The following is a 26925-nucleotide window of genomic DNA, read 5'->3' on the forward strand; positions in this document are numbered from 1 at the left end:
TGCGAAATCAGCGATGAAGCGTAAGCTGGGCGAGGGGCGCGATGATTTGGGGCGTGTATGGCGTATGATGCGCAAACATGGTCCCAGTCAGGTGCAGTTCTGGTTTATCGCGCTGGCTATTGGTATCGCGTCGGGTTACGCCGCTCTGGGATTTCGTAAGGGGATTACGGCGCTTCAGGGTTGGCTCTACGGGGCCGAAGATTTACACATGCTGCATTCATTCGCCGAAACCTTGCATTGGTACTGGATCCTGCTGATCCCGATTGCGGGCGGGCTGGCTGTGGGTCTGATCCTGAACCGTTTCACCGATGATGGTGTGGTGCGATCCGTCGCTGACGTGATCGAGGGGGCAGCCCTGAACGAGGGGCGGGTCGAGCAAAAAGAGGGTATCGCTTCGGCATTTGCCTCGATGATCACGCTGGCATCGGGCGGATCCAGCGGGCGTGAGGGGCCGGTGGTGCATCTGGCCTCGGTGATCTCCAGCTGGGTGTCGAACCGGATTCATGCCAGTGGCATTACGGGGCGCGACTTGCTGGGTTGTGCTGTGGCAGCTGCAGTGTCGGTATCGTTCAACGCGCCCATAGCCGGTGCGTTGTTCGCGCTCGAAGTGGTGTTGCGCCATTTTGCGGTCCACGCCTTTGCGCCGATTGTGATTGCATCTGTCGCGGGCACGGTGATCAGCCGCACCCATCTGGGCAATGTCACCGAATTTACCTTGCCGGTCGAGGGTGGATTGGCGTTTTATGTTGAACTGCCTGCCTTTGTGATCCTTGGTCTGCTTTGTGGTCTGGTGGCGGTGTTGCTGATGAAAGCGGTGTTCTGGGCCGATGATCTGGGCGACTATGTGCAGGATAAAACCCGCATGCCACGCTGGTTGCGCCCTGCTGTTGCAGGCGCGATGCTGGGCGCACTGGCCATCGCGTTTCCGCATATCATCGGGGTTGGATACGAAACCACCTCGCGGGCATTAACGGGTGATTTGTTGCTGTATCAGGCGATGGTGTTTGCAGTGCTTAAGGTGGTTGCGGTGTCGATCACCATGGCGGGGCGCATGGGCGGCGGCATCTTTTCACCATCCTTGATGGTCGGGGCGCTGACGGGGCTGGCGTTCGGGCTGATTGCCACCGCGATATTGCCCAATGTGTCGGGATCCGAAACCATCTATGCGCTGGCGGGCATGGGCGCGGTTGCGGCGGCGGTGCTGGGTGCACCTATTTCCACCACGCTGATTGTGTTCGAGCTGACCGGTGATTGGCAAACCGGCCTTGCGGTGATGGTCGCCGTGTCGCTATCAACAGCGCTGGCCAGCCGCATTGTGGACAGGTCGTTTTTCCTGACCCTGCTGGAGCGGCGCAATGTCCATCTGGCTGCAGGCCCGCAGGCCTATCTGCTGTCGATGTGCCGCGTTGCGACCACCATGCGGGCCAAAGATACGGACGGCGCCGCCAATGAGGACAGCTGTTGGGAGTTGATCGGGCAGGGGATTTACATTGATGGCAATGCCACGCTGGAACAGGCGATGCCGCTGTTTGACAGCACCGCCCGCACATTTATTCCCGTGGTCACCTTGGGCGGCGAGGGTGAAGCACCCGAACTGTGGGGCGCCCTGTTTCAGGTGGATGCACTGCGAGCCTACAACCGCGCCTTGGCAGCAACAGCTGCGGAAGAGCATTCCTGACGGATCGCAGGTTCAGCCTCCTAGCACCGTCCAAGCAATCGCCATCTGGCAGCCAAACCCGAACAGGTAAACTGGGGTCCGCAGCCACGGCACTCCGAAGGTGTAGACTGCAAAATGGACAACCCGCGAGATGAAATACAGTTTAGCCGCAGTGGCGGTCAGACCGTTCGCCGCCCCTGTAATTTCCAGCACTAGAACCAGCACGCCAAAGATAATCAGGTTTTCAACCGCGTTTGTGTGGGCGCGGATACTACGCTGTGCCCAAGGGGCTTGTGTCGCCACATCGTGGCGCGGGTCGCGAAAGGCGGCGTAGGGTTTCATTTCCAGAATGCGCTGCAGGATGTGCGGTGCCCACAGCATCGAGGTGAAAACCGTGGTGATGGTTAGCCAGTATAGTTCAGTGGATAGCGGGGTCATTTTTCTGCTCCTGTGATCAGTTAGGATTGCAATTTGCACCAAAGGAGAATTAAGTAAACTACGCAGTAATATTGCATATAGTGTCGTATTCTGTACTAAGGAGAGAAAGCGCATGCGTAAGCAAAAGCACGAAGACCCGATAGAATGCCCAGTCGAGGCAACGCTGGATATTATGGGCGGCAAGTGGAAAGGCGTGATCCTGTTCCGGTTGAACGAGGGCACCAAACGGTTTGGCGAATTACAACGGATGATGTGCAAGATCACCCAGCGCACCCTGACCAACCAGTTGCGCCAGCTAGAAGCAGACGGGTTGATCCGGCGCAAGGTTTACGCTGTGGTGCCACCAAAGGTTGAATATAGCCTGACGGATATGGGCAAATCCCTATCGGGTCTGCTGATGGATATGCATGACTGGGGGATGGATAACCTGATTTTACCAACCAAACCGAAGGGCGACATTCCATGACCGCTGCGCCCTATCGCTTCAGGGCAATACCCGCTAGGCTATAATACAAAGACCAAAACAGCACTGGAGATGCACATGTCAGATGATACCCCGATTGTAGTCGCGCGCGAAAACGGCCCGTTGATTGTGAAACACCTGAAGACCTTCAAAATGCCCGATGGTTCGGTTGCTGAGGCCAAACCGTTGATCGCCCTGTGCCGTTGCGGCCATTCCAAAAACAAACCTTACTGTGACGGTTCGCACAATGACGTGGGCTTTGATGGCAGCGCACAGGATGTCAGTGACCGCGATAAGGTTTATACCTACGAGGGGAGCGCCGCGACGATTCATTACAACAAATTGCTGTGCTCGCACGCGGGTGAATGCGTGAAACACGCCGGCAACATCTTTAACCCGAAAAACAAACCATGGTGCGCACCGGACGAGGGCACGCTGGAGCAGATCAAAACGGTTGTCGCCGCTTGCCCGTCAGGTGCCCTTAGTTACAGCACGGCAGATAGCGCCCGCGATGCGCTATATAGCGACGAGGTCGAGATTTCGGTCGAGACCAACGGCCCGTTCAGGGTGAAAAATGTGCCAATCGAAGTCGACTATTGGGCCGATGGCCAAACCGCGCGCGAATATGTGCTGTGCCGTTGCGGTCTGTCGAAAAACAAACCGTTTTGCGATGGCACCCATGCGGATGAAGGGTGGTCCGAGGACTAAGCCCTACAGTTCCTCGATGGTAACAAGCGCCGGATCAAATGCCAGATAGCTTTTGATCCGCGTGACGGACCCGATCGGGGCCTCATATGACCACACCGCGTTTTCTAGAACTGTGCTTTTGGTCTGGATCGAGAAATAGCTGGCATCGCCTTTGTGTGGGCAATGGCTGGAATGGTCGCTTGTGTCCAGAAACGCCATCGCAATATCCTTGCGCGGGAAATAGATCACTGGCGCATAGTCGCCCTCGCTCAATTCCAGCGCATTGGTGGATTCGCCCAGTATGGCCCCGCCAGCCCGCACAACCCATTTCCCGTCAGCCTTGTGGATTTTGATATGTTCTGACATGTGCGCGCCCCTTTTTGTTATGGTGAAGCGCGACCCTAGCACATCTTGGGCGCGAATTGCACGTCCCAAAGGCGCACAGGCAGAAAATAGCGCAGCTGTTAAATCTTTCGCCGCAACATTTGCAGATGCAAACCGATGGGGGGCATGAAAAACAGAACCAGTCCAAATGTGAAATAGCTTAGTATCATCATCGGGATCCACAGCACCGCAATCACTAGCCCGACACCTCCACTGACCCTTGTGGCCATGCCCGGCGACATGATGCGCATCAGGGCGAACTGGAACAATTTACCACCATCCAGTGGCATAACAGGGATCATGTTAAATCCGGCCAAAAACAGGTTGATCCAGGCCAGCGTGTTCACCGCCCACATCAACTGGCCAGCAGGCAGATATGGCAGCGACAGCGAGGCCAACGCCCAAATCACCAAGTTCACAATTGGCCCCATTGCGACGATCAATTCGTCCTGCTTGACCGACGCTGATCTTGACCGTTCGCAAAATCCGCCGCCGCCATAGATCATAATCCGGCGGACCGGTATGCCCTGCACAATGGTGCCCCACGCATGGCCCAGTTCGTGCAGGAAAATTGATCCGATTAGCAATGCAAGGAAGATTGCGTTGTAGTAAATCTGAGTCGCACTTGACCCAAAAAACAGGAAAACCATGACCAACAGCATGATGCTGGAGCCGATTTGAACCGGAACACCAAACGGTCCGCGAAACTCGAAAATTACATTATTATCTTGAAACATGCTCTACCGTTAACGCTACGCTCTTAAAATTGATCGGGGTGCACAGAATAGCCAACGCATCCGCATTGATTTCACGCTATAAAGGTGCGCAGGCTTGGGTCAACCAATGGCGTGTCTTTCCTTCGACCAGTGGGCCCAGAATTTCAAGTGTTTTTGCGTGATAGGCATCCAGCCAGTCCCGCTCACCTGTACTCAGCATGTCCGCCACAATCAGTCGCCGGTCAATCGGAACGTAAGCCAGTGTTTCAAACGCCAGCATATCGCGATCATCGGCACCTTGCAGGGCAGGGGCATCCTGCACCACGATCAGGTTTTCAATCCGGATGCCAAACGCACCTTCACGGTAATATCCAGGCTCGTTCGATAGGATCATGCCGCATTCCAGCGTCACATCCGATATGCGTGAAATCCGCTGTGGGCCCTCATGAACCGACAGGTATGATCCCACCCCGTGCCCCGTGCCGTGGTTGAAATCCTGCCCTGCCAGCCATAATGGATACCGCGCCAACGGGTCCAGATCACGGCCCGCCAACCCTTTGGGAAAACGGGCCCGTGATATGGCAATCATACCTTGCAACACACGGGTAAAACAGGTTTTTTCCTCGTTTCCGACGGCGCCAACAGAAATTGTTCTGGTAATGTCGGTGGTGCCGTCCTGATATTGCCCGCCGCTATCGATCAGGAGCATTTCGCCTGTTTTGATCTCGCGGTTGCTGTCACTAGACACCCGATAATGCATGATCGCACCATTCGACCCTGCGCCGCAAATCGTCTCGAAACTGATATCACGCAACACATTTGTCGCCCGCCTGTACCCTTCCAGTTTTTGCACCACATCTATCTCGTGCAACCCGCCTATGGGGGCTGCATCATCCAGCCACGCCAAAAACTGCACCATCGCCACACCATCGCGCAAATGCGCAGTGCGTGCGCCAGCGACCTCGACCGCATTCTTGCGGGCTTTGGGCAGGATGCAAGGATCAACCTCTTTGAAAATCTCGACATCCGCATCATGCAAAATATCAAACACGGCCTTGGGGGCACTTGCCGGATCAACCCGAACAATGCCCGTCAATGCGCCAAGTGCAGTCGCGAACGCGTCCCAATCCTGCACCTCGATATCCAGCCCTTGCGCCTTGGCTGGATCGGTAAACAGCACCACACGTCCATCGCTGTGCAAAATGGCAAACGCCTGCACCACGGGATTGCGTTCAATATCGCTGCCCCTGATGTTCAACAGCCAGCAAATGCTGTCGGGCAGTGTCAGAACCGTGGCATCCGCGCCCATATCAGCGGCTATACGGCGGCGCTTGTTAGCGGATGTTTCGCCTGAAAATTCAATAGGATGATCGACGATCTTGCCACATGGTCTGGCGGGACGCCCCGCCCAGATACGGTCGACCAGATTTGTCACGGGTACCAGCGTAACACCGCAATCGACCAGCTTTTCAATCTCTTCCGCGGTGTGCAACCAAGGATCAAATCCGACCTTACCTCCCTTGGGCATGGCGTCTTTCAACCACACACCCAGCTTTACCTCTGGCCAATCCACCGGCGTAAAATGCGCCAGATCGACCTGTGATTTGATCTGCGTACGGTAGCGACCATCAACGAAAACGCCCGCTCGCCCCGTCAGAACCGCACAAAACCCCGCCGATCCGGTGAACCCCGTCAACCACGCCAACCGCGCGTCACAAGGGGCGACATATTCGCCCTGATGCGCATCAGGGCGCGGCACCAGAAATCCGTCCAACCCTTCACGCGCTATTTCCTTGCGTAACAGTGCCAAACGCGCCGGACCATCCTCGGGCCGTGATGTCACCTCGAAACTTTGAAACATCCCTTGACCCTTCGTTTTGCTAAAAATACCTCCGCCGGAGGCATCCAGAATAAAGTCCAGCGTCAGCTGGCCCGCTTCATTCCCATCACCCGCGCGCGCGCCCGTGGATCACTGTCAAACAGGCTCGCCAGTTGTTCGGTCATTGCACCGGCCAATTGCTCTACATCGGTGATGGTCACAGCCCGCTCGTAATAGCGGGTCACGTCATGGCCGATGCCGATTGCCAGCAGTTCCACTTGTTTGCGTTTTTCCACCATGCCGATCACGTCACGCAGGTGTTTTTCAAGATAATTCGCGGGGTTAACCGACAAAGTTGAATCATCCACCGGTGCCCCATCCGAAATCACCATCAGGATTTTACGCGATTCAGGCCGCCCCACCATACGGCGATGCGCCCATTCCAGCGCCTCGCCGTCGATGTTTTCCTTTAGCAGGCCCTCTTTCATCATTAGCCCCAGATTGGGCCGAACCCGACGCCACGGAGCATCCGCCGATTTATAAATGATATGGCGCAGATCGTTCAAACGCCCTGGGGTCTGATCGCGGCCCGAACCCAGCCATTTCTCACGACTTTGACCGCCCTTCCACGCCCGCGTGGTAAAGCCCAAAATCTCGACCTTGACCTGACAGCGCTCCAACGTGCGGGCCAGAACGTCGGCACAAATCGCGGCAATGGAAATCGGGCGGCCGCGCATAGAGCCGGAGTTATCAATCAAAAGTGTGACGCAAGTATCGCGGAACTCGGTGTCTTTTTCCTGCTTGAAGGAAAGTGGCGTGGTCGGGTTGGCAATCACCCGCGCCAGACGGCCCGCGTCCAGCGTGCCTTCTTCCAGATCAAATTCCCAAGACCGGTTTTGCTGCGCCTGTAGGCGGCGTTGCAGCTTGTTCGCCAGCCGTGACACCGCGCCTTTTAGCGGCTCCAGTTGTTGATCCAGATAAGCCCGCAGGCGTTCTAATTCGGCAGGTTCAGCCAAATCTTCAGCGCGGATTTCTTCATCAAAATCAGTGCAATACACTTCATAGTTCGGGTCAGCTTCAGACACAGGGGCAGGCGGCGGTGGTTCCATCGGGGCGTCGCCCTCGGGCAGTTCGGCCTCATCGCCCTGCTCCATATCCGCCATGTCGTCCATCGAAACTTGGGCTTGCGACTGGTCCTGCTGTTCGTCTTGCGACTGCTCGGGGCTGGCGTCAGCATCTTCCTGCTCGTCCTCGCTGCCTTGGCTGTCGGGGTTTTCCTCTTCTTCCTCAGACTCTTCGGCCTGATCGTCTGACTGATCATCCTCCATATCAGGATCATCGCCCAACTGGTCAGCATAGCCCAGATCGGAAATCACTTGGCGGGCAAATTTGGCAAACTGTTTTTGATCCGCCAGCGTGTCTTGTAATCCGTCCAGCGTGCCGCCGGCCTTTTCGGTCATGAAATCCTGCCACAGCGCCATCACGTTCTGCGCACCAGCAGGCAGATCACGCCCCGTCGCCAGATGGCGCACCAGATATCCGGCGGCAGCGGCCATTGGGGCCTCGGATTGTTCGGTGATCTGGCCATAACCGCGCTTGTCGGCCTCGACTGCAATCTTGGCATCAATGTTGCCCAAAGTGCCGGGCATTTCCCGCGCGCCAACAGCCTCGCAGCGGGCATGTTCCATCGCCTCGTAAATGCCACGCGCCAATTCGCCTTGCGGGGCATAGCGGGCGTGGGTGGCCAGATCATGATGCTTGTGCCGCAGCGCCAGCGCATCCGCCGTGCCACGCGCCAACATAACCTCGTCACGGGTCATTCGGCGGGTGACTTGCGGCAGGCGCACGGTGTCTTGCGTTGCACCCGAAGGGTCCACGGTAAAGGAGACCGACAGGTCGGGGTCATCGGCCATCACTTTGGTGGCCTCGGCGAGGGCTTTTTTGAAGGAGTCGGCTGGGTGATCCGTTGGTTTGTTCATAGGGAGACTCTAGGATGAAATGTACAGATCATTCCTTCTGGAGAAACGTATCTAAGGACTTTGTTGTCACAATCTGGCGACAAGCCAATCCGTGTTTCTAGGAGAATTGATTCATTGTAGGTGACGATATTATAAACGAACAAGTTGGTAGCGCTTTCACTTACTTGCGTGAAAACCTGTCGATATTCCCCCACCGAAGGCGAGGCATGTAGGTTTAGGTTTTGCCCGCGAGGAAGAGTGCAAAGAGCAATGGCATCTGGGGCGGTTTCCCAATTGGAGTTATAGTGTGTAGGGTTGGCGCGCTTCTCGCTACAAACAAATGGGACTTCAGCCCCAACAACAGAGACGTTGCAGACAAGGGCTAGAAATACTGTTCCAAATAGCTTGCCGCTCATTGCCTCATCACCCCATACTCATGCTCGCCGCACTCTCCGGCAGTTCCTCATCGAAACAACGCTGGTAGAACTCGGCGACCGTTTGGCGCTCCAATTCGTCACATTTGTTCAGGAACGACAGCCGGAAGGCGTAGCCCACATTGCGGAAGATCGTGGCGTTTTGTGCCCATGTGATCACCGTGCGGGGTGACATCACTGTGGACAGATCACCATTCATAAACGCGGTGCGGGTCAGGTCGGCAACTGTCACCATCTGGCTGATGGTCTTGCGGCCCGCGTCAGTGTTGTAAACGGGGTTTTTCGACAGCACGATTGCCGATTCTGAGTCATGCGACAGGTAGTTCAATGTCGCCACCAGTGACCAGCGGTCCATCTGGCCCTGATTGATCTGTTGGGTGCCGTGATACAGCCCCGTGGTGTCGCCCAGACCAACTGTGTTGGCGGTGGCGAACAGCCGGAAATAGGGGTGCGGGGTGATCACTTTGTTCTGGTCCAGCAGCGTCAGCTTGCCGTCCACTTCCAGCACCCGCTGGATCACGAACATCACGTCGGCGCGGCCCGCATCATATTCGTCAAACACGATCGCGGTGTTGGTGCGCAGGGCCCACGGAAGGATCCCCTCCTGAAATTCGGTGACCTGTTTGCCGTCCTTCAGTTTGATCGCGTCCTTGCCGGTCAGGTCGATCCGGCTGATGTGGCTGTCCAGATTGACCCGAACGCAAGGCCAGTTCAGTCGCGCCGCAACCTGCTCGATGTGGGTTGATTTACCTGTGCCGTGATAGCCTTGGATCATCACGCGGCGGTTGTGGGTGAATCCGGCTAGAATGGCCAGTGTGGTGTCTGGATCGAACTTGTAGGTCGGATCAATCTCGGGCACACGCTCGCTGGTCTCGGCAAAGCCCTTGACCATCATATCCGTGTCGACGCCAAACACCTCGCGGACTGAAATTTCCTGATCGGGTTTCTCGTTGGTTTGCATCGTCATATCCGCTTCTTTTTCGTTTTCGGGGTCGCCCGTTTGGGCCTTACAGGAGTGGTGCAACAATTTGCGCGCCTGTGCAAGGGAGGGTGGCAATATTCATCAGAGCATCAGCGTAAAAGTGAGTGTCGATTACGAAAAAAAAGGCCCGATTTGACAAGGATCAGGGACTGCAAAAGAAGATGGATATACACTTTGCCCATCGGGTATGGGGGATAGAATGCCCCGCTGTTTATGTTGCTTGCATAGAGCACAGAATGGATGTCTCGGTATGTGCCGAATTTGGCCAAGGCTATGCATAACGAAGGGTAAGACGATGACTATACACACGAAAACTGCATTCATATCAGCAATGTTCGCAACCGCCCTGCTGGCGGGGTGTGATCTGGTGCATTATTCCGACGTTGTTTTGGGTGATAAATCTTATGAAATTCTCGCTATGGATGAAATCGACGTCTATGATGGAGATCCACTGCCGACACCGGATTTGTATATTGATCCCGGTGAAGGATACAAACTGGTCAAATGTTCACCAAACAGTGTCGCCGGATGCAAAAAAGCGCTGGAAACAGCGCTTTCATATCCACCTGCCAACCCAGCAGTGAATAATGCAGAAAACAGAGATGGCGGGGAGGGCGGTGGTCACGGCTGATCGTAGCACCAAGCCCTGTGCAGAGTGGAGGGCTTGGTGGCCACAACCACACCAAAGTGTGATTCCACCTGTGAACACTGGCGTGCTATGAGGCCCTAGCCATACAAAGGAGACTGATATGAACCGACGCACTATGTTGACATCCGGGCTTGCCGCCGCTGCTGCCCTCGGGTTTGGATCAACCCGCATGAATGCGGCAACGGGGAAATTTGAAGTGACGCGCACGGATGCCGAATGGCGTGCTCTACTGACCGCCAAGCAATACAGCGTTATGCGTCAAGAGGATACCGAGCGCCCGCGTTCCAGCCCATTGGACAAGAATTATGCTGCAGGCACCTATTTGTGCCGCGGATGCGATCTGCCGCTGTATCCGTCCAAGACCAAGTTTGACAGTGGCACCGGATGGCCCAGTTTTTGGAAATCGCTTCCAGGTTCAATTGGCACAAAAGACGATAGCACCTTTTTCACCACCCGCGTTGAAGTTCACTGTCGGCGCTGCGGCAGCCATTTGGGGCATATCTTTAATGATGGCCCAGCACCTACGGGCAAGCGCCATTGTCTGAACGGGGTGTCGTTGAAATTTATTGCGGCCTGATCTGACAAAACCTGTTCAATCATGATATGCCCTTCAGAACGTTGTTTCTGGAGGGCTTTTTTGTGCAGGACTTGATTTTGACGCTTGCTGGTATTGGTGCCGTGAGTGTGTTGGCGTGGCTGTCGCCTGGCCCAAATATGCTGGCAGTGGCAAGTGCGTCGATCAGCAAGGGGCGGCGTGCGGGGGTTGCAACCGCATTTGGGCTTGTTCTGGGGGGGCTGGTCTGGGCCACATTAACCATCATGGGGGCGGCAACGGCGTTTGAATTGTTCCCAAACGCGGTGCTTGCATTTCGTTTGATGGGCGCGTCCTATCTGGTGTGGCTGGGGGTTAAGTATCTGCGCAATGCCTGGACGGGGCAGGGGTCTGTGATGCAGATTAACCACGTCGATTACAGCAACTGGACCGCATTTAGAACCGGATTTGTTGTGATTATGACCAACCCCAAGGCGATGCTGTATTTCAGTTCGGTGTATGCGGCGTTTATTCCGGCCAGCGCCCCGATCTGGGTGTGGTGTGTGATTTTATTGTTCAGCCAGACAACGGCGTTTATGCAGCATTGCATTACTGTTTGGCTGTTTTCATCCCGTGCTGTAATGCGCAAAATCGAGGTGGCACAGCGCAGGGTAAACGGGGTGATTGGTACGCTATATTGCGGGCTTGGTATTGGTGTGGCGGCGGATGCCTTGCGCCGGATCTAGCCAAAAGGAGACCCTTCGGGTCGCTTGATGTCTCGCTGCGCTCGGGATTTGCCTGTGGCGCAGGTACTTAAGAAAAGAAGAAGGGCATCAGGTTTTGAAGTGGCGGCTGGTTTTGATTTGTTCCCAGGCCCAGACAACCTCTTGCAGCTGTTCCTCTTGTGAACGATCCCCGCCGTTCATGTCAGGGTGCAGCACCTTGATCAGCTTTTTGTAGGCTTTGCGCACTTCGGTTTTGGTCCAGTGGTCTTTGGCCTCTAACACCTGAATGGCTTTACGCTCGGTCGGGGGCAATTTGCGGGTGCCGGTGATGGAACGGCCGGGGTTTTGGGTGGCGTTGCTGCCCAGCACCTGATGCGGATCGTCCACGCCCAGCCGTGCCCATGCGCGTTCCTCGTCGGATTGTTTGAATGGTTTGGTTTCCCGTTCCCAGACGCGGTCCTTGTCAATCTGGTTCGCAACCGCATCTTCAGCCGAGCCATCAAAGAAATTCCATTTCAGGTTATATTCGCGCACATGGATTTTGCAGAACCACAGAAAATCATCCACCGCATCCGGCGAGCGTGGCGCGCGGTATTTTCCGGCCTCTTCACACCCCTCATGTTCGCATACTCGAGTTGAGGTATCGAATGCACCAGACATACCGCGGCGACCGCGGGTGCGTTTCTTTTTGTCTGTCGACACTGACATATCAAACCCGAAGGGATCGCTTTTAACCATTTTCACACCTTTTCGACTCGGACTGGACAGTCTAGCGTGATCCACGCCGGATAGAAGGGGGCAGATGAAAAAAATGTTGATAGAAGACCAGATTTCCGAAAAATTACAGGCCGTGTTTATGCCAGACGCGCTGCAAGTGATCAATGAAAGCGATCAGCATGCGGGTCACGCGGGCCATGATGGCACGGGCGAGAGCCATTTCAGGGTGGTGATCCACGCCGGTGCATTTGCAGATATGAGCCGGATTGCCCGCCACCGCGCGGTTCATGCGGCTTTGGGCAAAGAGCTGATCGGGCGTATTCACGCGTTGGCGCTAGAGATTAACGGCTGATTATTGCGCGGCTACATCAGAGCGCGGGTCTTTGGCCTCAACCGTTTCGTCGGTTGCAGGGCCTAGTGTTGGGGCGTTGCCATGGTCTGTGCCGGAAGTGCCGTCCAGCAGGGGCGCGTGGGTTTGGGCGATTGTTTCAGCCGCGACAGCAACTGCGGCTACAGGGGCGGTCTTCAACTCGGCGATGTCAGCCACTTCGACCTCGATCAAAACCTTGCGCCGAAAAACCAGCATGTTCTGGAATGTTGTGGATTTCCCCATCATGCCGCTGCGTTCTTCGCATGGCAATGTGTCGGAGCGCTGGTATTCCCAGCCATCGGCACCCAATTCGTTCATGGTAGTCATCAGCGCATTTGCAAACCGTTCCTCGGCGCCCTTGATGCCTTTGCCCTTCAGCCCCTTTTTAGGTGCTGGAACAACTTTATATTCGTAATGTGACATCTTGTGGCCCCCTAAACGGTTTGTAACAGGCTGGTTTATTAACAAATATTACCGCCCGAGTCCAAACCCCCATGGCAAGTTTATGCCGTGGCATCGTGGGCTGTGGCATTCGCGCAAACCAATACAAGGGGTGGTGTTGGCAGGGTCAGCGGGGCGGATATGTAGGGTGGGAAGCTTGCCCCTTTAGCTGTTCAGCTTCTTGGCGACGATCTCGTTCACTGCTTTGGGGTTGGCTTTGCCACCCGTAGCTTTCATCACTTGGCCGACAAACCAGCCTGCAAGCTTGGGATTCGCTTTGGCCTTTTCGACCTGGGCTGGGTTGGCGGCGATAATCTCGTCCACAGCCGCTTCGATCGCGCCGGTATCGGTGACTTGCTTCATGCCACGCGCTTTGATGATCTCGGCAGGGTTGCCGCCTTCAACGTATACAATCTCGAATAGTTCTTTGGCTATTTTGCCGCTGATGTCGCCCTTGGTGATCAATTCGATCACACCGCCCAGCTGATCAGCTGAAACGGGGCTGTCGGAAATGGTTTTATCGTCCTTTTTTAAACGGCCAAACAGCTCATTGATCACCCAGTTGGCGGCCAGTTTGCCGTCGCGGCCTTTGGCCACGTCCTCAAAGAACGCCGCATTGGCCACATCGGCTGTCAGCACCGAGGCGTCATAATCCGACAGGCCAAAGTCGCTAATAAAGCGTAGTTTTTTATCGTCAGGCAGTTCCGGCAGGGTGGCGGCAATGCCATCAACCCAGTCCTGTTCGATCTCAAGCGGCAGAAGGTCAGGACAGGGAAAATAGCGGTAATCATGCGCTTCTTCTTTGCTCCGCATCGAACGCGTTTCGTTTTTGTCCGGATCATACAGGCGGGTTTCCTGACGGATTTCGCCGCCATCCTCCAGAATTGCAATTTGGCGCTTGGCCTCATACTCAATCGCGGCCTGCATGAAGCGCATCGAGTTCATGTTCTTGATCTCGCAACGGGTGCCCAGATGGGCGAAATCGTCAGTTTCGCGGTAACGCTCGTAATCTCCAGCGCGACAGACCGATACGTTCACATCGGCCCGCAGATTGCCGTTTTGCATGTTGCCGTCACAGGTGCCCAAGTAGCGCAGGATCTGGCGGATTTTGGCGACATAGGCGGCGGCCTCTTCGGGGCCACGAATATCGGGGCGGCTGACGATCTCCATCAGCGCAACGCCTGTGCGGTTCAAATCAACGAAGGACATATTCGGATCCATGTCGTGAATGGATTTACCGGCGTCCTGTTCCAGATGGATGCGTTCAACCCGCACCAGACGGGCCACACCCTCGGACAATTCAACCAGCACTTCGCCCTCGCCCACGATGGGGTGGTAAAGCTGCGAAATCTGGTAGCCTTGCGGCAGATCGGGGTAGAAATAATTCTTGCGGTCAAAGGCGGAATAAAGGTTGATTTCAGCCTTCAGGCCAAGGCCCGTGCGCACGGCTTGTTCGACGCAAAACTCGTTGATCACCGGCAACATGCCGGGCATTGCAGCGTCGACAAAGGCGACGTTGGAATTTGGCTCGGCACCGAATTTGGTCGAGGCACCCGAAAACAGCTTGGCTTTGGAGGCGACCTGCGCGTGGACCTCAAGGCCAATCACCAGTTCCCAGTCGTGTTTAGCACCTGCGATCACTTTGGGTTTGGGGCTGTCATATGTTTGGTCGAGCATGGCTAAGTCCATCCGGCTGTTGGTTGTTCACAGCCTTCTAAGGTAGGGGGCAAGACGGGGCAAGGGGGAGGGCGGCAATGGATGGCCTACGCAGGTTTTTGCGATTGCCCTTATGGTGGATACGCCTTTAGGTAAGGGCTAAACACAATAGTGGGATTTATTATGCGTAACCTGTCTGCCGCCTTGTTGGCGTTGCCTTTGCTTTTCGTTGCTGCCTGTGGTGGAGGCGCGGACGATGTCCAAGAGCCGGAGCCGTTGTTCTTTACGCTGGATGATGCGGCGCTGCCCGCGACCCGCTGGGATCACCGACCCGAGGCCAGCCAGTGGACCCGCCAAACACTGGTAGCAGTGATGCAGGGGCAGGGACAGCCGCTGATCTCGATGGTGCCAAGCGACATCAATACATGGTGCCCGACCTATGAGAGTAACGGCGTCTTGGATCGGGCGTCGTTCTGGGTTGGTCTGCTGTCGGCGATGGCCAAACATGAAAGCACATGGAATCCGGCGGCTGTGGGTGGCGGTGGTCAGTGGTTCGGGTTGGTGCAAATCTCGCCTGCCACAGCAAAAGGCTATGGATGCGGGGCGAGTAGTGGCGAAGCGTTGAAGGATGGCGCTGCCAACCTGTCCTGTGCGATCCGCATTATGGCAAGCACAGTGCCGCGCGACGGGGTTGTGGCAGCGGGCAGCCGCGGAGTGGCCGCCGATTGGGGGCCATTCCACAGTGCGTCCAAACGCGCCGATATGGCGGCTTGGACGACGCAGCAGAGCTATTGCCGGTAGGTCAGCCTTTGAGTTGGTAACTTTCCCAACCAATATCACCGGACCAGCGCCACGCGGCCAGCATTGGATGGTCGCGGGTTTCGCTGCGGTGTGGCGTGTCCGCGGGGTGGAAGATGGCAGCACCAGCACCCTGCGGCGTGGACGGACCATCATCTGTTGACCAGAACCCTTCGCCTGCCAGCATGTGAAAACATTCTTCTGCGGCGTGGGAACGGGTGACGTAGTCAAGCCCGGCCTCTTGCAAAAACACCCCCAACCGCAGGTCCGAATTAAACACTAGGCCGTCGGGACCAATAAGTTCTGCGGTATACATATGGTGCGCAATTTCAGGCCGGATGCGGCCATCCTCGAGCCCCGCACAGTGCCAGTTTAGGCTGGTCAGAACATGTGAAAACCGCACAAGATCAGGCAGCGGGCCACGGGTTAGAACATCCTGACACAGGGTCGCGGGCATCGGGTTTTCGGTTGCATCCAATTCAGATAGGGCAGAGGATATATTTGCTGCCACCATCAGGGCATTGGCTGCGGCGTCGCCTCCGGCCCTGTGCTCGGACTGAAACAGGGGGGCAAGAAATCTGAAAAATTCTGAATAAACGCCGGACATGGATCACCTCTGGTGACCAGTCTTGAATGGCGGCACGGGGGGGCGTCTGTCTTGTTTGCGACAGAATTAACAGGCCTGACCCTACGGGTTCATAACCGCGTTCAGGCGCGGCTTTATCTCGGCTTTGGTGCCAGCATATGTCGGCAACCCGCGTGGCCCCCAGCCTTTGCCGTTTGGACCACCTACCATGCCTTCGGACACATCCAGAATATTCGGAAACCCTTGCTGGTTCAACGCACCAAATACATAGCCGGACCGGCTGCCGGTGCGGCAAATAAAGGCAATAGGTTTGTCAGGGTGGGCTGCTCGAAGTTTAACAAGCGAGTCCACAAAGGATTTTTCGGTCATATCCAGCGCAATCGCCCCTTCGCCGATACCGGTTTGGACCCATTCTTCGGGCGTGCGGATGTCGACCAGAATGATATTGCCAGCCTTGGCCGCGACATAGGCATCCGGTGCGCTGATCACGGTTTCGGTGGCGGATGCGGGCTGTGCGGTTAGCGAAAGCCCAACAACGGCGGTGCAGATAGCGCCAATCAAAAAGCCGCGACGATTTGCATGTGCAAAGGGGATGGTGACTTGTGATTGCATTTGGTCTACTCCACTGTGATGTTTAACGTGGTTTATATGACTGCAAAAGAACACATTGCAAAGCTCGAATATGAGGTTTAGCACAGACAAAAGGTCACATTCGCGTGTAGGAGTGTGCGGGGAACAAGGAGGAACGGGTCTTGAAAATAGGTGCACCTAAGGAAGTTTTTGAAGGCGAAGCGCGGGTGGCGATGACGCCCGAAAGCGCGTTGCAGTTGCAAAAACTGGGGTATGATTGTCTGATCGAGGCGGGTGCTGGCAAGGCGGCTGGTTTCTCGGACAAAGCCTATAAAGAGGCCGGTGTGACGGTGATCCGCGGGGCGGTGGCCCTGTGGAAAGCGGCCGATGTGATCACCAAGGTACGCCCCCCGACCAAGACCGAAGAGCGCCGCCTAGCCAAAGGCAAGACACTGATTTCATTCTTCTTTCCGGGTCAAAACGAAGAGTTACTAGAGCTTGCCAAATCCAAGGGTGCCAACGTTATTGCGATGGACATGGTGCCGCGCATTTCCCGCGCCCAGAAGATGGATGCGCTGTCCTCCATGGCCAATATCGCCGGTTATCGTGCCGTGATCGAGGCGGGTAACAATTTCGGGCGCTTCTTTACCGGCCAAGTCACCGCTGCCGGTAAAGTGCCCCCCGCCAAGGTCTTGGTAATTGGCGCTGGCGTGGCCGGATTGGCCGCAATTGGCACTGCAACCAGCTTGGGGGCGATCACCTATGCGTTCGATGTGCGTCCCGAGGTCGCCGAGCAGGTGGAATCAATGGGGGCCGAATTTGTGTTCCTTGATTTTGAAGAAGATCAGGCCGATGGCGCGGCGACAGGTGGCTATGCCGCCGTATCCAGCCCAGAATTTCGCGAGGCCCAACTGGCCAAATTCCGCGAAATTGCACCTGACATCGACATTGTGATCACCACCGCTCTGATCCCGAACCGCGAAGCGCCCGAACTGTGGACCAAAGACATGGTCGAGGCGATGAAACCGGGCAGCGTGATCGTCGATCTGGCCGCCGAAAAGGGTGGCAATTGTAAACTGACAGTGATGGATGAGAAAATCGTTACCAAAAACGGTGTGACCATCATCGGTTATACCGATTTTCCCAGCCGGATGGCAGCGCAATCCTCGACGCTTTATGCCAACAACATCCGCCACATGATGGATGATCTGACGCCGGATAAAGACGGCAAGATCAATCACGACATGGAAGATGACGTGATCCGCGGCGCGACCGCGACCTATAAGGGCAAGATCACCTTCCCGCCGCCCCCGCCAAAAATTCAGGCGATTGCGGCGCAGGCTCCAAAAGAAGCGCCCAAAGAACTGACAGTGGCCGAAAAACGGGCAAACGAGGTCGCCGAATTCAAGGCCGCCACCCGCAGCCAAGTCGGCATGTTGGCAATTGGCGCTGTGCTGATGCTGATCATCGGCGCATACGCCCCCACCAGTTTCATGCAGCATTTCATCGTGTTCGCGCTGTCGTGTTTCATCGGCTTTCAGGTGATCTGGAATGTCAGCCACGCGCTGCACACCCCGTTGATGGCGGTGACCAACGCCATTTCCGGCATCGTGATCTTGGGTGCGCTGTTGCAGGTCGGCTCCAGCAACTGGCTGGTGGTAATCCTTGCGACCGTGTCGATCCTGATCGCGTCTATAAATGTTGTTGGTGGTTTTCTGGTGACACGCCGGATGCTCGCCATGTTCCAGAAATCTTAAAGAGGGGGACGTGAGATGAGCATTGGTATCGTATCCGCAGCCTATATCGCATCGGCAATCCTATTCATCCTGTCGCTGGGCGGGCTAAACAATCAGGAAAGCGCCAAACGCGCAGTCTGGTATGGCATCGTCGGCATGGCCGTGGCAGTATTTGCCACCATTTTCGGCCCCGGCATCGGCAATTATTTCCTTGTATTGGTCGCCGTCGCGGCGGGATCTTACGCGGGCTATTACGTTGCGGGCAAGGTCGAGATGACCGAGATGCCGCAACTGGTGGCCGCCTTGCACAGCTTTGTCGGCTTGGCCGCTGTGTTCATCGGCCTGAATGCCGAACTTGAACTGGGCACGGTGCTGGCGCTCAAGGCCAACATCCCCGCCTCGTTGAACGAGGTAGGCGCCGCGATCTGGTTGCAAGAGGCAGGCCTTGCGGGTTTTGCCGAAAAACTGGCGCACAAATCACCGGTGGAAATCTCGATCCTGAAGGTCGAGGTGTTTTTGGGCATCTTCATTGGGATCATCACCTTTACGGGGTCGATCATCGCCTTTGGCAAACTGGCGGGCAAGGTCGATGGCGGCTCTAAAAAGCTGCCTGGTGGTCATATGTTGAACGCTGCCGCATTGGCCGCAAGTGTGATCCTTGGCCTGATGTATTTCGGCGGTTCCGGCATCTGGACGCTGCTGTTGATGATCCTGATTGCGGGCTTTATCGGCTGGCATCTGATCATGGGCATTGGCGGCGCTGATATGCCTGTCGTTGTGTCGATGCTCAACAGCTATTCCGGCTGGGCGGCAGCGGCGATTGGCTTCACGCTGGGCAATGACCTGTTGATCGTTGTCGGGGCGCTGGTTGGATCAAGCGGTGCGATCCTGAGCTACATCATGTGCAAGGCGATGAACCGCAAATTTGTTTCGGTGATTTTGGGCGGCTTTGGCGGCCCATCCGGCCCGCAAATGGAAGTCGAGGGCGAGCAGGTGGCGATTGAAGCCGAAGGCGTCGCGGCGGCACTGGAAGGGGCTGACAGCGTGGTGATCATCCCGGGCTATGGTCTGGCGGTGGCACAAGCGCAGCAAGCAGTGAGCGAGCTGGTCAAACGCCTGCGTGACAAAGGTAAAACCGTGCGCTTTGCCATTCACCCCGTCGCCGGACGTCTGCCGGGCCACATGAACGTGCTGCTGGCCGAAGCCCGCGTGCCATACGACATCGTGCTGGAAATGGACGAGATCAACGACGATTTCCCCGACACAGATGTGGCAATTGTGATTGGCTCCAATGACATCGTCAATCCGGCCGCGCAGGACGATCCGAACAGCCCGATTGCAGGGATGCCAGTTCTGGAAGTCTGGAAGGCCAAGCAGGTGTTTGTAAGTAAACGCGGGCAGGGCACGGGCTATTCCGGTATCGAAAACCCGCTGTTCTATAAGGAAAACACACGGATGTTCTATGGAGATGCCAAGGATAGTTTGAACAAGCTGTTGGCGTTGATTGAGTAGATGAAGGCGCCGATTTTGAAAACAATTCGTGCAGCTATATTGAAAACAATTTTTGCAGCTTTTGTCGGGTGGCTGATCTTTGCGATGTTTTTCGCCAATCTAGCTTGGCCATGGTATTTTGATGTTGTCGGAGTTGTTGCAGTGATGGGCTTTCCCTATGCTATGAAAAAGTGGATGGGCAAATCGATAAAAGAGCATGCTCGGCCAAACGGAAAAGAAAGCCACAGGCCACACGAATTGGATGAATTCTTATTTGGGAAAGACGGTAACAGCAAATGGGTAACCGTCGCCGAATGCGATGAGGCGATTGTCTAGCTTAAAGCACACCGTGATCAAGGATTATGGTATGATGTCGTTACGGGTTTTAATTATGACAATGACTGCACTTACAAAACCGTAGAATGGATCATAAAGCAGCCGGATTGCCAAAATACCATAGCGGTTACGGTGACGGATTTGATCGGTATGTCAGATTATTGTGGCAAAGGTGCGCTCAAGTATCGTGAGGAGAGAACCCATTCAATCCTTGAGGCGATTTCACAAAGGGATCAGGAAAACCCGTTCCTCAATGACCTGATGTCTGACCCCAAACGGCTGGACCGAAACGCAATTCTAAAGGCGTGTCTGGCCGCCGAGAACGAATGCCATGCGGATGGCAAACAAGCCGTATTGCCGGTTCCCCACAACACACTCTCAACGCAGCCCACCGGCCCGCAGCCCGCAAGCAACTACCTTGTTGACGAAGAAGGCATCAGTGAATTGCAGCCGAATAATCCTGCGGGCTGATTTTTGAATGGCGGAATCCCCGCTGCAATCAACGGGCTGAATGCCGCCAAAGAGGTGTTCGAGGCGCAACAATGACAACCGTGTCAGATATACGCAGTTTAATTGTTACAGGAATGCGCTAGGTTACAGTTGACCCAAAAAGGCTGCAGACAATGAGCGAATTTCAGGATCACCCCCTGCGCTACCAGATGGCGAACGAATTGCACGCGCGGCCCTTCCCGACGCTAAGTGCGCCGTGTCATGCGGTCTATCTGGCGATCAAGAACCCGCATGATGCTGCCAACCGCGACCGTGCGCAGGACCGCGCCCATCTGATTGATCTGCTGGACCGGTTCGGGGCGGCACACCCGCAACCCGATGCCACGCATTTCTTTTGTGATCTGGGCCGCCATAAACTGAAGTGGGAACTGCACACAGAATTTGTCACCTACACAGTATTTTCCGACGGGGTGGCGGACCGTGCGTTCGACCCTGTGGCGTTTGATGTGTTTCCGGCCGATTGGCTGGCGATGGTGCCGGGCAAACGGCTGACGTCGGCGTTGATCCGGATAGATGAAATGCCAAAGACCGCCAAACAGGTCGAGGCGCAGGTCAAAGCCAGTTTCGTTGCCGAAAGCATTGCGGTATCCTATACGCTGGACCGCAACGCGATTGTGGCGGGGGATTACCGGATAGATAGCGCGGGCCATCTGCGGTTTGCGATTTTTGTGAAGGCGGGGACGGGCGAACGCCGCATCGGGCGCACACTACAACGTCTGTGCGAGATCGAGACCTACAAAGCGATGTCGATGCTGGCCCTGCCCAAGGCCCGCGCCCTGTCCAAACGGCTGGCGCAGGTCGATGTGCAGGTGTCGGAACTGGTTGGCCATATCAAGGGATTGGAGCGCAGCGAGGAAGACGTTCTGGGTGAACTGCTGGGGATCTCGGCCGAGTTGGAAGATATGATTGCGCAGAGCAGTTTCAGGTTTGCGGCAACGCGGGCCTATGGCGCGATTGTCGATGAAAGGGTCAAAGGGTTACGCGAGGAACGGTTTGGCGGGCGCCAAACCATTTCGGAATTCATGATGCGCCGGTTTGATCCGGCCATGCGCACAGTGATATCCACCGAGGAGCATCTGGAGGCGATGTCGGGTCGGGTGATGCGGGCCGCGGATTTACTGCGCACACGGGTCGAGGTGGAGCGGTCAGCGCAAAATCAGGCGCTGCTGGAGAGCATGGACAAACGGGCCGACTTGCAATTGCGATTGCAGCGCACGGTCGAGGGGCTTTCGGTTGTGGCTATCAGCTATTACGCGATCAATCTGGTGACTTACGGCGCTTATCCTTTCGCCAAAGCCGCGGGGCTGGACAAACCAATGCTAACGGCGATTGCGACGCCATTGGTGCTGCTTACGGTCTGGTGGATCGTGCGCAGGATCAGGAAGGCGCATTAGGCCCGTAAAGCGCCAGTTTCAACTTATCTCGGATACCATCGCCAGTAAGGACAAGGCCAGATATTGTTATGAATAGAGCCAGTGATGCGAATAACAGCGGGGTGATGGGTTTGGTTTGACCATCGGAAATTAGACGCCCGATGTCTGGTGTATCAGGCGGTTGCCCAAGACCAACAATTCCGAGATAGGCGGCACCAAGTATTGCCCACGCTACAGCAGAAAACAAGCCAAGGCTGATTGCTTTTCCAGCAAGGGTTAGCTGCCCTGCCGCCAGTGTTGTGCGCAGGGTAAATGGGGCCATCGTCAAACCAACAGATGCTCCAATGATAACAGAGGTTGGCAGAGTTTCCCGTATGTTAGGCAACAAGTAGATAATGGTAATTGTACTGAACAGTAACATTGGTTCGACCAACAACATGCGCAACATACGCCAACCTATTGTTGTCCAACGTGTTCGTTCTGGCACCTCGGGTAGGAACGATGATTTCTTGCGTAATGCGATCAGCACCATAGCTGCACCCAATATCGAGAGAATATCGATTAATTCGACCCACCATTCGAATATATCAGTTATCTGAAAGAAGATGGCATTGAATGAAATCGTAACTGTGAAAATCCAGAACAGAACCATAATCATGGTTAGAGTTTTTACAATTGCAGGCGCAATTTTGGGGAGGCGAGAAAGGATCAGCAATCCAGAAAGCGCACCAACGATTAGCGCGGTCGCCAGAGATATCATACTCGTTATAAACGTGAGGCGGAGGCCATAGGCAAGGCGGGCAAGGGTATCTCGCCCCAGAAGGTCGGTGCCAAGTGGGTGTCCCAGTTTGTAAAAGGCGTGGCATGTCTACTGCGGATGTCCATTTGCAGTGGGTCTAGCGAGACCAAAGGGCCAAGAAATGCCAATAGCAAGAGTGGTATCAGAAGCGTAAGGCCAATGCGTAGGCGCACTGTCTTACCGCCCTCTAATCCGTGGGTCCAGCGCATCCCGCAGCCCGTCGCCGATATAGTTCACCGACAGCACGGTTAGTGAAATAGCCAGACCAGGCCAGATCACCCGTTCAGGGTAGAGCTGCAAGAAATCGGTGGCGTCAAACAGCAGCCGGCCCCATGTGGGAAAATCGGGCGGGAAGCCAAGACCAAGGAAGCTCAGCGCGCTTTCGGTGATGATGGCATTGGCAATCCCCAGTGTGGCGGACACCATGATGGGCGACAGCACATTGGGCAGGATATGGCGCATGATCATCTTGAACGGTGTGGTGCCTATTGATCGGGCTGACAGGATGAATTCGCGTTCCTTTAGCGCCAGCACATCGCCTCGAACAATCCGCGCTGTGGGCATCCAGCTGGTGATACCGATGGCAGAAACCATCAGGATAAAGATACCGGTTTCGGTGCCAAAGGCGGCACTAAGCGGTTCGCGAAACAGCATCACCATGACAAGCAGCAGCGGCAGCAAGGGCAGGGCGAGAAACAGATCAGTCATCCGCATTAAAATTCCGTCCAGCCGTTTGAAATATCCCGCAGCCACCCCGACAAACGTGCCAAGAAACAGCGCCAGCAACATCGCGGTCAGGCCAACGGCAATTGAAATTTGCCCGCCACGGATCATCCGCGCCAATGTATCACGGCCCAATTGGTCTGTGCCCAGCGGATGGGTTAGGGATGGCCCCTGATTGCGCGAGCGGATATCGATGAAGGAGGCGTCAAAATGCCAGAGCGCTTCGCCAAACATCACCGCAAACAGGATTATCAAAAAGATCACCGCACTGATCATCGCGCCCTTGTGGGTTTTGAACTGGTCCCAAACGTCCCACCACTGGGAACGGGGTGCGCTTGTGGGTTGGGATGAATCAGTCATAACGGATCCTCGGGTCAAGAATGCCATACATGATGTCGGCAATCAGGTTGAACAGCACAATCAGTATGGCAAACATAAAGGTCAGGGTTTGCACCATCGGCAGGTCGTTGGCCTGAATGGCGGTGATCAGCAACTGGCCAATGCCATTCACCTTGAACACTTGTTCAGTAATGATCGCGCCGCCAAAAATCGCCGGAACCCCCAGTGCAATAACGGTAACCACAGGGATCATCGAGTTGCGCAATACATGCACCAGCACCACGACTTTTTCGCTTAACCCCTTGGCCCGCGCGGTGCGGACGTAATCCTGATTTAGGTTGTCCAGCATCGAGGCTCGCATAAAGCGGCTGATCTGCGCCGTGGTTTGCAGCGCCAGCACCATTACCGGCATGATCATCTGTCGCAGTTGTTTGCCAAAGCTTTCCCAGCTGTCGACCACCAGCGTGGTGTCATAGATCGACGGGAACCAGCCCAAAAATACCGAAAAGATCACAATCATCAAAACGCCGGAAAAGAACGGCGGCACCGAATAGCCGATCATCGAAATGAATGTGCCGACCTGATCAAACACCGAATATTGCTTGTAGGCCGAATAAATCCCGATCGGGATCGCGATCAGCACCCCGACGAGGTAAGCCATGCCGACCACCCACAGGGTTTGCGGAATGCGCTGCACCACGATGTCCATCACGGGGCTGCGGGTCTGCCAGCTGATCACCCGTTGCTTGCCTTCGGCAAAGGTGGAGCCAGTCATGCTGTCCATCAACACTTGGGGTTCGACCCAGAACATCTGCACCAACCATTTGAAGTATTGGATATGCAGCGGTTGGCCCAACCCCAGCGATTCTCGCATCTTTTCTTTGACTTCGGGGGGAACGGTTAACGGCACTTGGGCCATCGGGTCGCCAGGGGCGAGTTTCAACAGAAGGAAAATCACCAGAGAGATGAACAGAAGCGTCGGCACGGCCAGCAATAGGCGTCGGATGGTAAAAGTCAGCATCGGCGTCTCGGTTCATGTCTCGGAAAATGGGAGAGGGTGAAAATGCGGCCCCGAAAATCAATTCGAGGCCGCAAATATCGTTGGTGGATTACTTCACACGGGTCCAGTCGGCGACGTTCCACATTTGGCTGTCCCACACGTTCATTACCACGCCACCCAAGGAATTGGAGTGTGCGGAAACGTTTGAACGGTGCGTGATCGGCAGCATAACGTAGTTCTGCATCAGCATATCGTTCATCGCTTTTGCAAGATCTGCGCGTTTGTCCAGATCACCTGTGACGGCCATTTCAGCAACCAGTGCTTCATAGTCATCATTACAGAAGCGCGGCATGTTGTTGCCCTGCCACTGATTGTCAGGCGTTGGGATTTGGTTACATGCCCAGCCAGCAATATATGCTTCTGGATCGGTTCCCGAGTAGTTGTTGGTATACATTTCGATGTCCGCAAAGAACTTCTGGAATGTATCGTTTGAACCTGGATCAGAACCAAAGAACACAGAAGCCGAGATGTTGCGAAGTTCAACTTCTACACCCAGTTCATTCCACCACTGTTTAACCAGCGCTTGGTAATCCTGACGCACAGCGTTTGTGGATGTTTGATACAGAACCGACAGACGCACACCGTCTTTGGCGCGGATGCCATCAGCACCACGAACGTAACCTGCCTCGTCCAACAGCGCGTTGGCGCCAGCGATGTCTTGCGTTAGGCACGCATCGTTTGCAGTTGATGCATAGATCGCAGGCGCTGGTAGCACGTTACAGGTTGGTTTACCGGTGGCACCATAGCCGATTTCGGTCAGCAAGGCGCGGTCAATAGCCATTGACAATGCTTTGCGCACCTTGATGTCCGACAGGAACGGGTGTGGGTTGGCCACTGTGCCGCGTGTGTCGCCCAGATCGGCGCTCACATCGGTCAGGTTGACCATGATGCGTTCCACGGATGTGCCAAAGCCGGAAATGACTTTGCCTTTGCCAGCAGCCGCCATGTTGCCCAGAACATCAGGGGCCAGTTGCAGGTTCCAGGCGTAGTCAAATTCGCCTGTTTCCAGTACCGAACGACCAGCCGCAGTTGCGTCGCCGCCACCTTTGAAAGTCACCGATGCAAACGCCGGTTTGTTCGGGTCACGGTAGTTTTCATTGGCCTTGAAGGTGATCACGTCATTGGGGCGGAATTCATCCACCACAAACGGGCCGGTGCCGATCGGGTTAAAGTTTTCTGTGGTACATTCCTGTGCTTTTGCACCAACACAATCCTTGAACTGCGCCATTTGAATGATTGGTGTGTTTGCACCAACGAACGGGCCATATGGATAAGGCTTGGCTTTGCCAAAGGTAATGACAACCGTTTGCGCGTCAGGCGTGTCCATGCTGACAACATCTTCAAAGTAGTTGGAGCTGGCACAACCGCCATCCGGATCAACGCAATATTCCCAAGTGAATTTCACGTCGGCAGATGTCAGGTCGCTACCGTCGGACCATTTCAGGCCTTCGGTCAATTTCCATGTGATTGACATCAGGTCGGCAGATACACCGCCGTTGGCAACGGTCGGCACTTCGTCCACAAGCCAAGGCACGATTTTACCGGTTTCGTCGTAACGCGCCAGAGGCTCGATCACCAACGCGGCGGCGTCTTGCTCTTTGTTACCGCCGGACAGGTAGTTGTTCATCGTCGATGGCGCTTGCCAATAGATGATGTTGACGTGGCCGTCAGACCCGCGTTCGGCAAATGCCGCAGCGGGGGCGAATGCAAAGGCACAGGCTGCGCCCATAAGGATTGTTTTCATTTTCATAGTTTTCAGTCTCCCTTGTTGAAGTCGTCGTGCTGTAGGTGCTTAAGATGCGGACATGCCGCTTTGCCTCGCAGAGTGCGAGGGGATCAAAGCGTTGGTTGGGTTGGTGCAAATACCCTTAAAAATAAGGGCGGGCAGCGCCCAATCGGGCATGTCGTTACTCCCAGGCAGTTTATTGTTTTTATAGTCGGCACAGGCAGGCCAACAGTTAGCATTCGTCGAGGTT

28 protein-coding genes are annotated in these 26925 nt (G+C 55.4%); 13 read left to right on the forward strand and 15 right to left on the reverse strand.

The features are described 5' to 3' along the window. Positions 1 to 13 precede the first annotated feature (13 nt). Positions 14 to 1678, forward strand: coding sequence for a chloride channel protein (locus ACWB12_RS03300; RefSeq protein WP_479528689.1), 1665 nt, complete (start codon positions 14 to 16; stop codon positions 1676 to 1678). Between the two features lie 12 nt (positions 1679 to 1690). On the opposite strand, the gene ACWB12_RS03305 is transcribed toward ACWB12_RS03300, so the two are convergent. After that, positions 1691 to 2095, reverse strand: coding sequence for an MAPEG family protein (locus ACWB12_RS03305; RefSeq protein WP_479528638.1), 405 nt, complete (start codon positions 2093 to 2095; stop codon positions 1691 to 1693). A 112-nt stretch (positions 2096 to 2207) separates the two neighbouring features. Here ACWB12_RS03305 and ACWB12_RS03310 point away from each other — a divergent pair, with 112 nt between their 5' ends. Beyond that, positions 2208 to 2561 (forward strand): winged helix-turn-helix transcriptional regulator, encoded by a 354-nt coding sequence (locus ACWB12_RS03310; protein ID WP_479528639.1) that lies wholly within the window; start codon positions 2208 to 2210, stop codon positions 2559 to 2561. 75 nt (positions 2562 to 2636) lie between these two features. Further along, a complete protein-coding gene (locus ACWB12_RS03315; RefSeq protein WP_479528640.1) occupies positions 2637 to 3266 on the forward strand; it encodes a CDGSH iron-sulfur domain-containing protein in 630 nt (209 codons plus the stop codon). Positions 3267 to 3269: 3 nt separating this feature from the next. On the opposite strand, the gene ACWB12_RS03320 is transcribed toward ACWB12_RS03315, so the two are convergent. From ACWB12_RS03320 to cobS, 5 genes are all read right to left on the reverse strand, one after another. Then, the gene (locus tag ACWB12_RS03320) at positions 3270 to 3611 is read right to left on the reverse strand and encodes a DUF427 domain-containing protein (protein ID WP_479528641.1); all 342 of its coding nucleotides are present in this window, start codon (positions 3609 to 3611) and stop codon (positions 3270 to 3272) included. 98 nt (positions 3612 to 3709) lie between these two features. Further along, on the reverse strand, positions 3710 to 4366 hold the full coding sequence (locus tag ACWB12_RS03325) for a site-2 protease family protein (protein WP_479528642.1): 657 nt from the start codon (positions 4364 to 4366) through the stop codon (positions 3710 to 3712). 76 nt (positions 4367 to 4442) lie between these two features. Further along, entirely contained in the window at positions 4443 to 6206 is a 1764-nt protein-coding gene (locus ACWB12_RS03330; protein WP_479528643.1) for an aminopeptidase P family protein, read from the reverse strand. Between the two features lie 62 nt (positions 6207 to 6268). After that, positions 6269 to 8143: a cobaltochelatase subunit CobT gene (cobT, locus tag ACWB12_RS03335; RefSeq protein WP_479528644.1), complete on the reverse strand. Its 1875-nt coding sequence runs from the start codon at positions 8141 to 8143 to the stop codon at positions 6269 to 6271. A gap of 402 nt (positions 8144 to 8545) precedes the next feature. Further along, on the reverse strand, positions 8546 to 9523 hold the full coding sequence (gene cobS, locus ACWB12_RS03340) for a cobaltochelatase subunit CobS (protein ID WP_479528645.1): 978 nt from the start codon (positions 9521 to 9523) through the stop codon (positions 8546 to 8548). Positions 9524 to 9833: 310 nt separating this feature from the next. On the opposite strand from cobS, the gene ACWB12_RS03345 reads away from it, so the two are divergent. From ACWB12_RS03345 to ACWB12_RS03355, 3 genes are all read left to right on the forward strand, one after another. Next, the gene (locus ACWB12_RS03345) at positions 9834 to 10169 is read left to right on the forward strand and encodes a hypothetical protein (RefSeq protein WP_479528646.1); all 336 of its coding nucleotides are present in this window, start codon (positions 9834 to 9836) and stop codon (positions 10167 to 10169) included. 118 nt (positions 10170 to 10287) lie between these two features. Next, complete coding sequence (gene msrB, locus ACWB12_RS03350) at positions 10288 to 10764, forward strand: peptide-methionine (R)-S-oxide reductase MsrB (protein WP_479528647.1); 477 nt, start codon at positions 10288 to 10290, stop codon at positions 10762 to 10764. A 62-nt stretch (positions 10765 to 10826) separates the two neighbouring features. Then, on the forward strand, positions 10827 to 11465 hold the full coding sequence (locus ACWB12_RS03355) for a LysE family translocator (protein ID WP_479528648.1): 639 nt from the start codon (positions 10827 to 10829) through the stop codon (positions 11463 to 11465). An 87-nt stretch (positions 11466 to 11552) separates the two neighbouring features. Here the strand turns inward: ACWB12_RS03355 and ACWB12_RS03360 are convergent, their stop codons facing one another. After that, positions 11553 to 12182, reverse strand: coding sequence for a DnaJ domain-containing protein (locus ACWB12_RS03360; RefSeq protein WP_479528649.1), 630 nt, complete (start codon positions 12180 to 12182; stop codon positions 11553 to 11555). A gap of 73 nt (positions 12183 to 12255) precedes the next feature. Between ACWB12_RS03360 and ACWB12_RS03365 the strand changes: the two genes are divergently transcribed. Continuing rightward, positions 12256 to 12513, forward strand: a complete 258-nt coding sequence (locus ACWB12_RS03365; RefSeq protein ID WP_479528690.1) for a BolA family protein — start codon at positions 12256 to 12258, stop codon at positions 12511 to 12513. On the opposite strand, the gene ACWB12_RS03370 is transcribed toward ACWB12_RS03365, so the two are convergent. Both ACWB12_RS03370 and gatB read right to left on the reverse strand, forming a co-directional pair. Beyond that, a complete protein-coding gene (locus tag ACWB12_RS03370; RefSeq protein ID WP_479528650.1) occupies positions 12514 to 12954 on the reverse strand; it encodes a DUF4177 domain-containing protein in 441 nt (146 codons plus the stop codon). It lies immediately after the preceding gene. A gap of 183 nt (positions 12955 to 13137) precedes the next feature. After that, on the reverse strand, positions 13138 to 14649 hold the full coding sequence (gene gatB, locus ACWB12_RS03375) for an Asp-tRNA(Asn)/Glu-tRNA(Gln) amidotransferase subunit GatB (protein WP_479528651.1): 1512 nt from the start codon (positions 14647 to 14649) through the stop codon (positions 13138 to 13140). Between the two features lie 162 nt (positions 14650 to 14811). On the opposite strand from gatB, the gene ACWB12_RS03380 reads away from it, so the two are divergent. Further along, positions 14812 to 15429: a transglycosylase SLT domain-containing protein gene (locus ACWB12_RS03380; protein ID WP_479528652.1), complete on the forward strand. Its 618-nt coding sequence runs from the start codon at positions 14812 to 14814 to the stop codon at positions 15427 to 15429. Between the two features lies 1 nt (position 15430). Here the strand turns inward: ACWB12_RS03380 and ACWB12_RS03385 are convergent, their stop codons facing one another. Both ACWB12_RS03385 and ACWB12_RS03390 read right to left on the reverse strand, forming a co-directional pair. Further along, complete coding sequence (locus ACWB12_RS03385) at positions 15431 to 16033, reverse strand: dimethylsulfonioproprionate lyase family protein (protein ID WP_479528653.1); 603 nt, start codon at positions 16031 to 16033, stop codon at positions 15431 to 15433. Positions 16034 to 16114: 81 nt separating this feature from the next. Continuing rightward, on the reverse strand, positions 16115 to 16624 hold the full coding sequence (locus ACWB12_RS03390; protein ID WP_479528654.1) for a rhodanese-like domain-containing protein: 510 nt from the start codon (positions 16622 to 16624) through the stop codon (positions 16115 to 16117). Positions 16625 to 16764: 140 nt separating this feature from the next. Between ACWB12_RS03390 and ACWB12_RS03395 the strand changes: the two genes are divergently transcribed. From ACWB12_RS03395 to ACWB12_RS03415, 5 genes are all read left to right on the forward strand, one after another. After that, positions 16765 to 18339, forward strand: a complete 1575-nt coding sequence (locus tag ACWB12_RS03395) for a Re/Si-specific NAD(P)(+) transhydrogenase subunit alpha (protein WP_479528655.1) — start codon at positions 16765 to 16767, stop codon at positions 18337 to 18339. Positions 18340 to 18354: 15 nt separating this feature from the next. Next, complete coding sequence (locus ACWB12_RS03400; RefSeq protein ID WP_479528656.1) at positions 18355 to 19830, forward strand: NAD(P)(+) transhydrogenase (Re/Si-specific) subunit beta; 1476 nt, start codon at positions 18355 to 18357, stop codon at positions 19828 to 19830. Beyond that, a complete protein-coding gene (locus ACWB12_RS03405) occupies positions 19831 to 20145 on the forward strand; it encodes a hypothetical protein (RefSeq protein WP_479528657.1) in 315 nt (104 codons plus the stop codon). 150 nt (positions 20146 to 20295) lie between these two features. Then, positions 20296 to 20616: a hypothetical protein gene (locus ACWB12_RS03410; protein ID WP_479528658.1), complete on the forward strand. Its 321-nt coding sequence runs from the start codon at positions 20296 to 20298 to the stop codon at positions 20614 to 20616. Positions 20617 to 20768: 152 nt separating this feature from the next. Next, the gene (locus ACWB12_RS03415) at positions 20769 to 22049 is read left to right on the forward strand and encodes a DUF3422 family protein (RefSeq protein WP_479528659.1); all 1281 of its coding nucleotides are present in this window, start codon (positions 20769 to 20771) and stop codon (positions 22047 to 22049) included. On the opposite strand, the gene ACWB12_RS03420 is transcribed toward ACWB12_RS03415, so the two are convergent. The 4 genes from ACWB12_RS03420 to ACWB12_RS03435 all read right to left on the reverse strand — a co-directional run bounded on the left by ACWB12_RS03420 (position 22033) and on the right by ACWB12_RS03435 (position 26699). Then, positions 22033 to 22788, reverse strand: coding sequence for a hypothetical protein (locus ACWB12_RS03420; protein ID WP_479528660.1), 756 nt, complete (start codon positions 22786 to 22788; stop codon positions 22033 to 22035). The genes ACWB12_RS03415 and ACWB12_RS03420 overlap by 17 nt on opposite strands. A gap of 216 nt (positions 22789 to 23004) precedes the next feature. Further along, positions 23005 to 23910: an ABC transporter permease gene (locus ACWB12_RS03425; protein ID WP_479528661.1), complete on the reverse strand. Its 906-nt coding sequence runs from the start codon at positions 23908 to 23910 to the stop codon at positions 23005 to 23007. Next, positions 23903 to 24910: an ABC transporter permease gene (locus ACWB12_RS03430; protein ID WP_479528662.1), complete on the reverse strand. Its 1008-nt coding sequence runs from the start codon at positions 24908 to 24910 to the stop codon at positions 23903 to 23905. The genes ACWB12_RS03425 and ACWB12_RS03430 overlap by 8 nt, the downstream gene beginning before the upstream one ends. A gap of 88 nt (positions 24911 to 24998) precedes the next feature. After that, the gene (locus ACWB12_RS03435; protein ID WP_479528663.1) at positions 24999 to 26699 is read right to left on the reverse strand and encodes a peptide ABC transporter substrate-binding protein; all 1701 of its coding nucleotides are present in this window, start codon (positions 26697 to 26699) and stop codon (positions 24999 to 25001) included. Positions 26700 to 26925 lie beyond the last annotated feature (226 nt).

Source organism: Profundibacter sp., from assembly GCF_056498605.1.

Coding starts and splice junctions, on each gene's coding strand:
- msrB (WP_479528647.1), top strand. CDS start 10,288: ATGAACCGACGCACTATGTTGACATCCGGGCTTGCCGCCGCTGCTGCC.
- ACWB12_RS03330 (WP_479528643.1), bottom strand. CDS start 6,206: ATGTTTCAAAGTTTCGAGGTGACATCACGGCCCGAGGATGGTCCGGCG.
- ACWB12_RS03315 (WP_479528640.1), top strand. CDS start 2,637: ATGTCAGATGATACCCCGATTGTAGTCGCGCGCGAAAACGGCCCGTTG.
- ACWB12_RS03380 (WP_479528652.1), top strand. CDS start 14,812: ATGCGTAACCTGTCTGCCGCCTTGTTGGCGTTGCCTTTGCTTTTCGTT.
- ACWB12_RS03325 (WP_479528642.1), bottom strand. CDS start 4,366: ATGTTTCAAGATAATAATGTAATTTTCGAGTTTCGCGGACCGTTTGGT.
- ACWB12_RS03430 (WP_479528662.1), bottom strand. CDS start 24,910: ATGCTGACTTTTACCATCCGACGCCTATTGCTGGCCGTGCCGACGCTT.
- ACWB12_RS03360 (WP_479528649.1), bottom strand. CDS start 12,182: ATGGTTAAAAGCGATCCCTTCGGGTTTGATATGTCAGTGTCGACAGAC.
- gatB (WP_479528651.1), bottom strand. CDS start 14,649: ATGCTCGACCAAACATATGACAGCCCCAAACCCAAAGTGATCGCAGGT.
- ACWB12_RS03390 (WP_479528654.1), bottom strand. CDS start 16,624: ATGCAATCACAAGTCACCATCCCCTTTGCACATGCAAATCGTCGCGGC.
- ACWB12_RS03365 (WP_479528690.1), top strand. CDS start 12,256: ATGTTGATAGAAGACCAGATTTCCGAAAAATTACAGGCCGTGTTTATG.
- ACWB12_RS03320 (WP_479528641.1), bottom strand. CDS start 3,611: ATGTCAGAACATATCAAAATCCACAAGGCTGACGGGAAATGGGTTGTG.
- ACWB12_RS03415 (WP_479528659.1), top strand. CDS start 20,769: ATGAGCGAATTTCAGGATCACCCCCTGCGCTACCAGATGGCGAACGAA.
- ACWB12_RS03305 (WP_479528638.1), bottom strand. CDS start 2,095: ATGACCCCGCTATCCACTGAACTATACTGGCTAACCATCACCACGGTT.
- ACWB12_RS03370 (WP_479528650.1), bottom strand. CDS start 12,954: ATGTCACATTACGAATATAAAGTTGTTCCAGCACCTAAAAAGGGGCTG.
- ACWB12_RS03345 (WP_479528646.1), top strand. CDS start 9,834: ATGACTATACACACGAAAACTGCATTCATATCAGCAATGTTCGCAACC.
- ACWB12_RS03385 (WP_479528653.1), bottom strand. CDS start 16,033: ATGTCCGGCGTTTATTCAGAATTTTTCAGATTTCTTGCCCCCCTGTTT.
- ACWB12_RS03425 (WP_479528661.1), bottom strand. CDS start 23,910: ATGACTGATTCATCCCAACCCACAAGCGCACCCCGTTCCCAGTGGTGG.
- ACWB12_RS03435 (WP_479528663.1), bottom strand. CDS start 26,699: ATGAAAATGAAAACAATCCTTATGGGCGCAGCCTGTGCCTTTGCATTC.
- cobS (WP_479528645.1), bottom strand. CDS start 9,523: ATGACGATGCAAACCAACGAGAAACCCGATCAGGAAATTTCAGTCCGC.
- ACWB12_RS03405 (WP_479528657.1), top strand. CDS start 19,831: ATGAAGGCGCCGATTTTGAAAACAATTCGTGCAGCTATATTGAAAACA.
- cobT (WP_479528644.1), bottom strand. CDS start 8,143: ATGAACAAACCAACGGATCACCCAGCCGACTCCTTCAAAAAAGCCCTC.
- ACWB12_RS03400 (WP_479528656.1), top strand. CDS start 18,355: ATGAGCATTGGTATCGTATCCGCAGCCTATATCGCATCGGCAATCCTA.
- ACWB12_RS03420 (WP_479528660.1), bottom strand. CDS start 22,788: ATGATATCTCTGGCGACCGCGCTAATCGTTGGTGCGCTTTCTGGATTG.
- ACWB12_RS03410 (WP_479528658.1), top strand. CDS start 20,296: ATGTCAGATTATTGTGGCAAAGGTGCGCTCAAGTATCGTGAGGAGAGA.
- ACWB12_RS03310 (WP_479528639.1), top strand. CDS start 2,208: ATGCGTAAGCAAAAGCACGAAGACCCGATAGAATGCCCAGTCGAGGCA.
- ACWB12_RS03300 (WP_479528689.1), top strand. CDS start 14: ATGAAGCGTAAGCTGGGCGAGGGGCGCGATGATTTGGGGCGTGTATGG.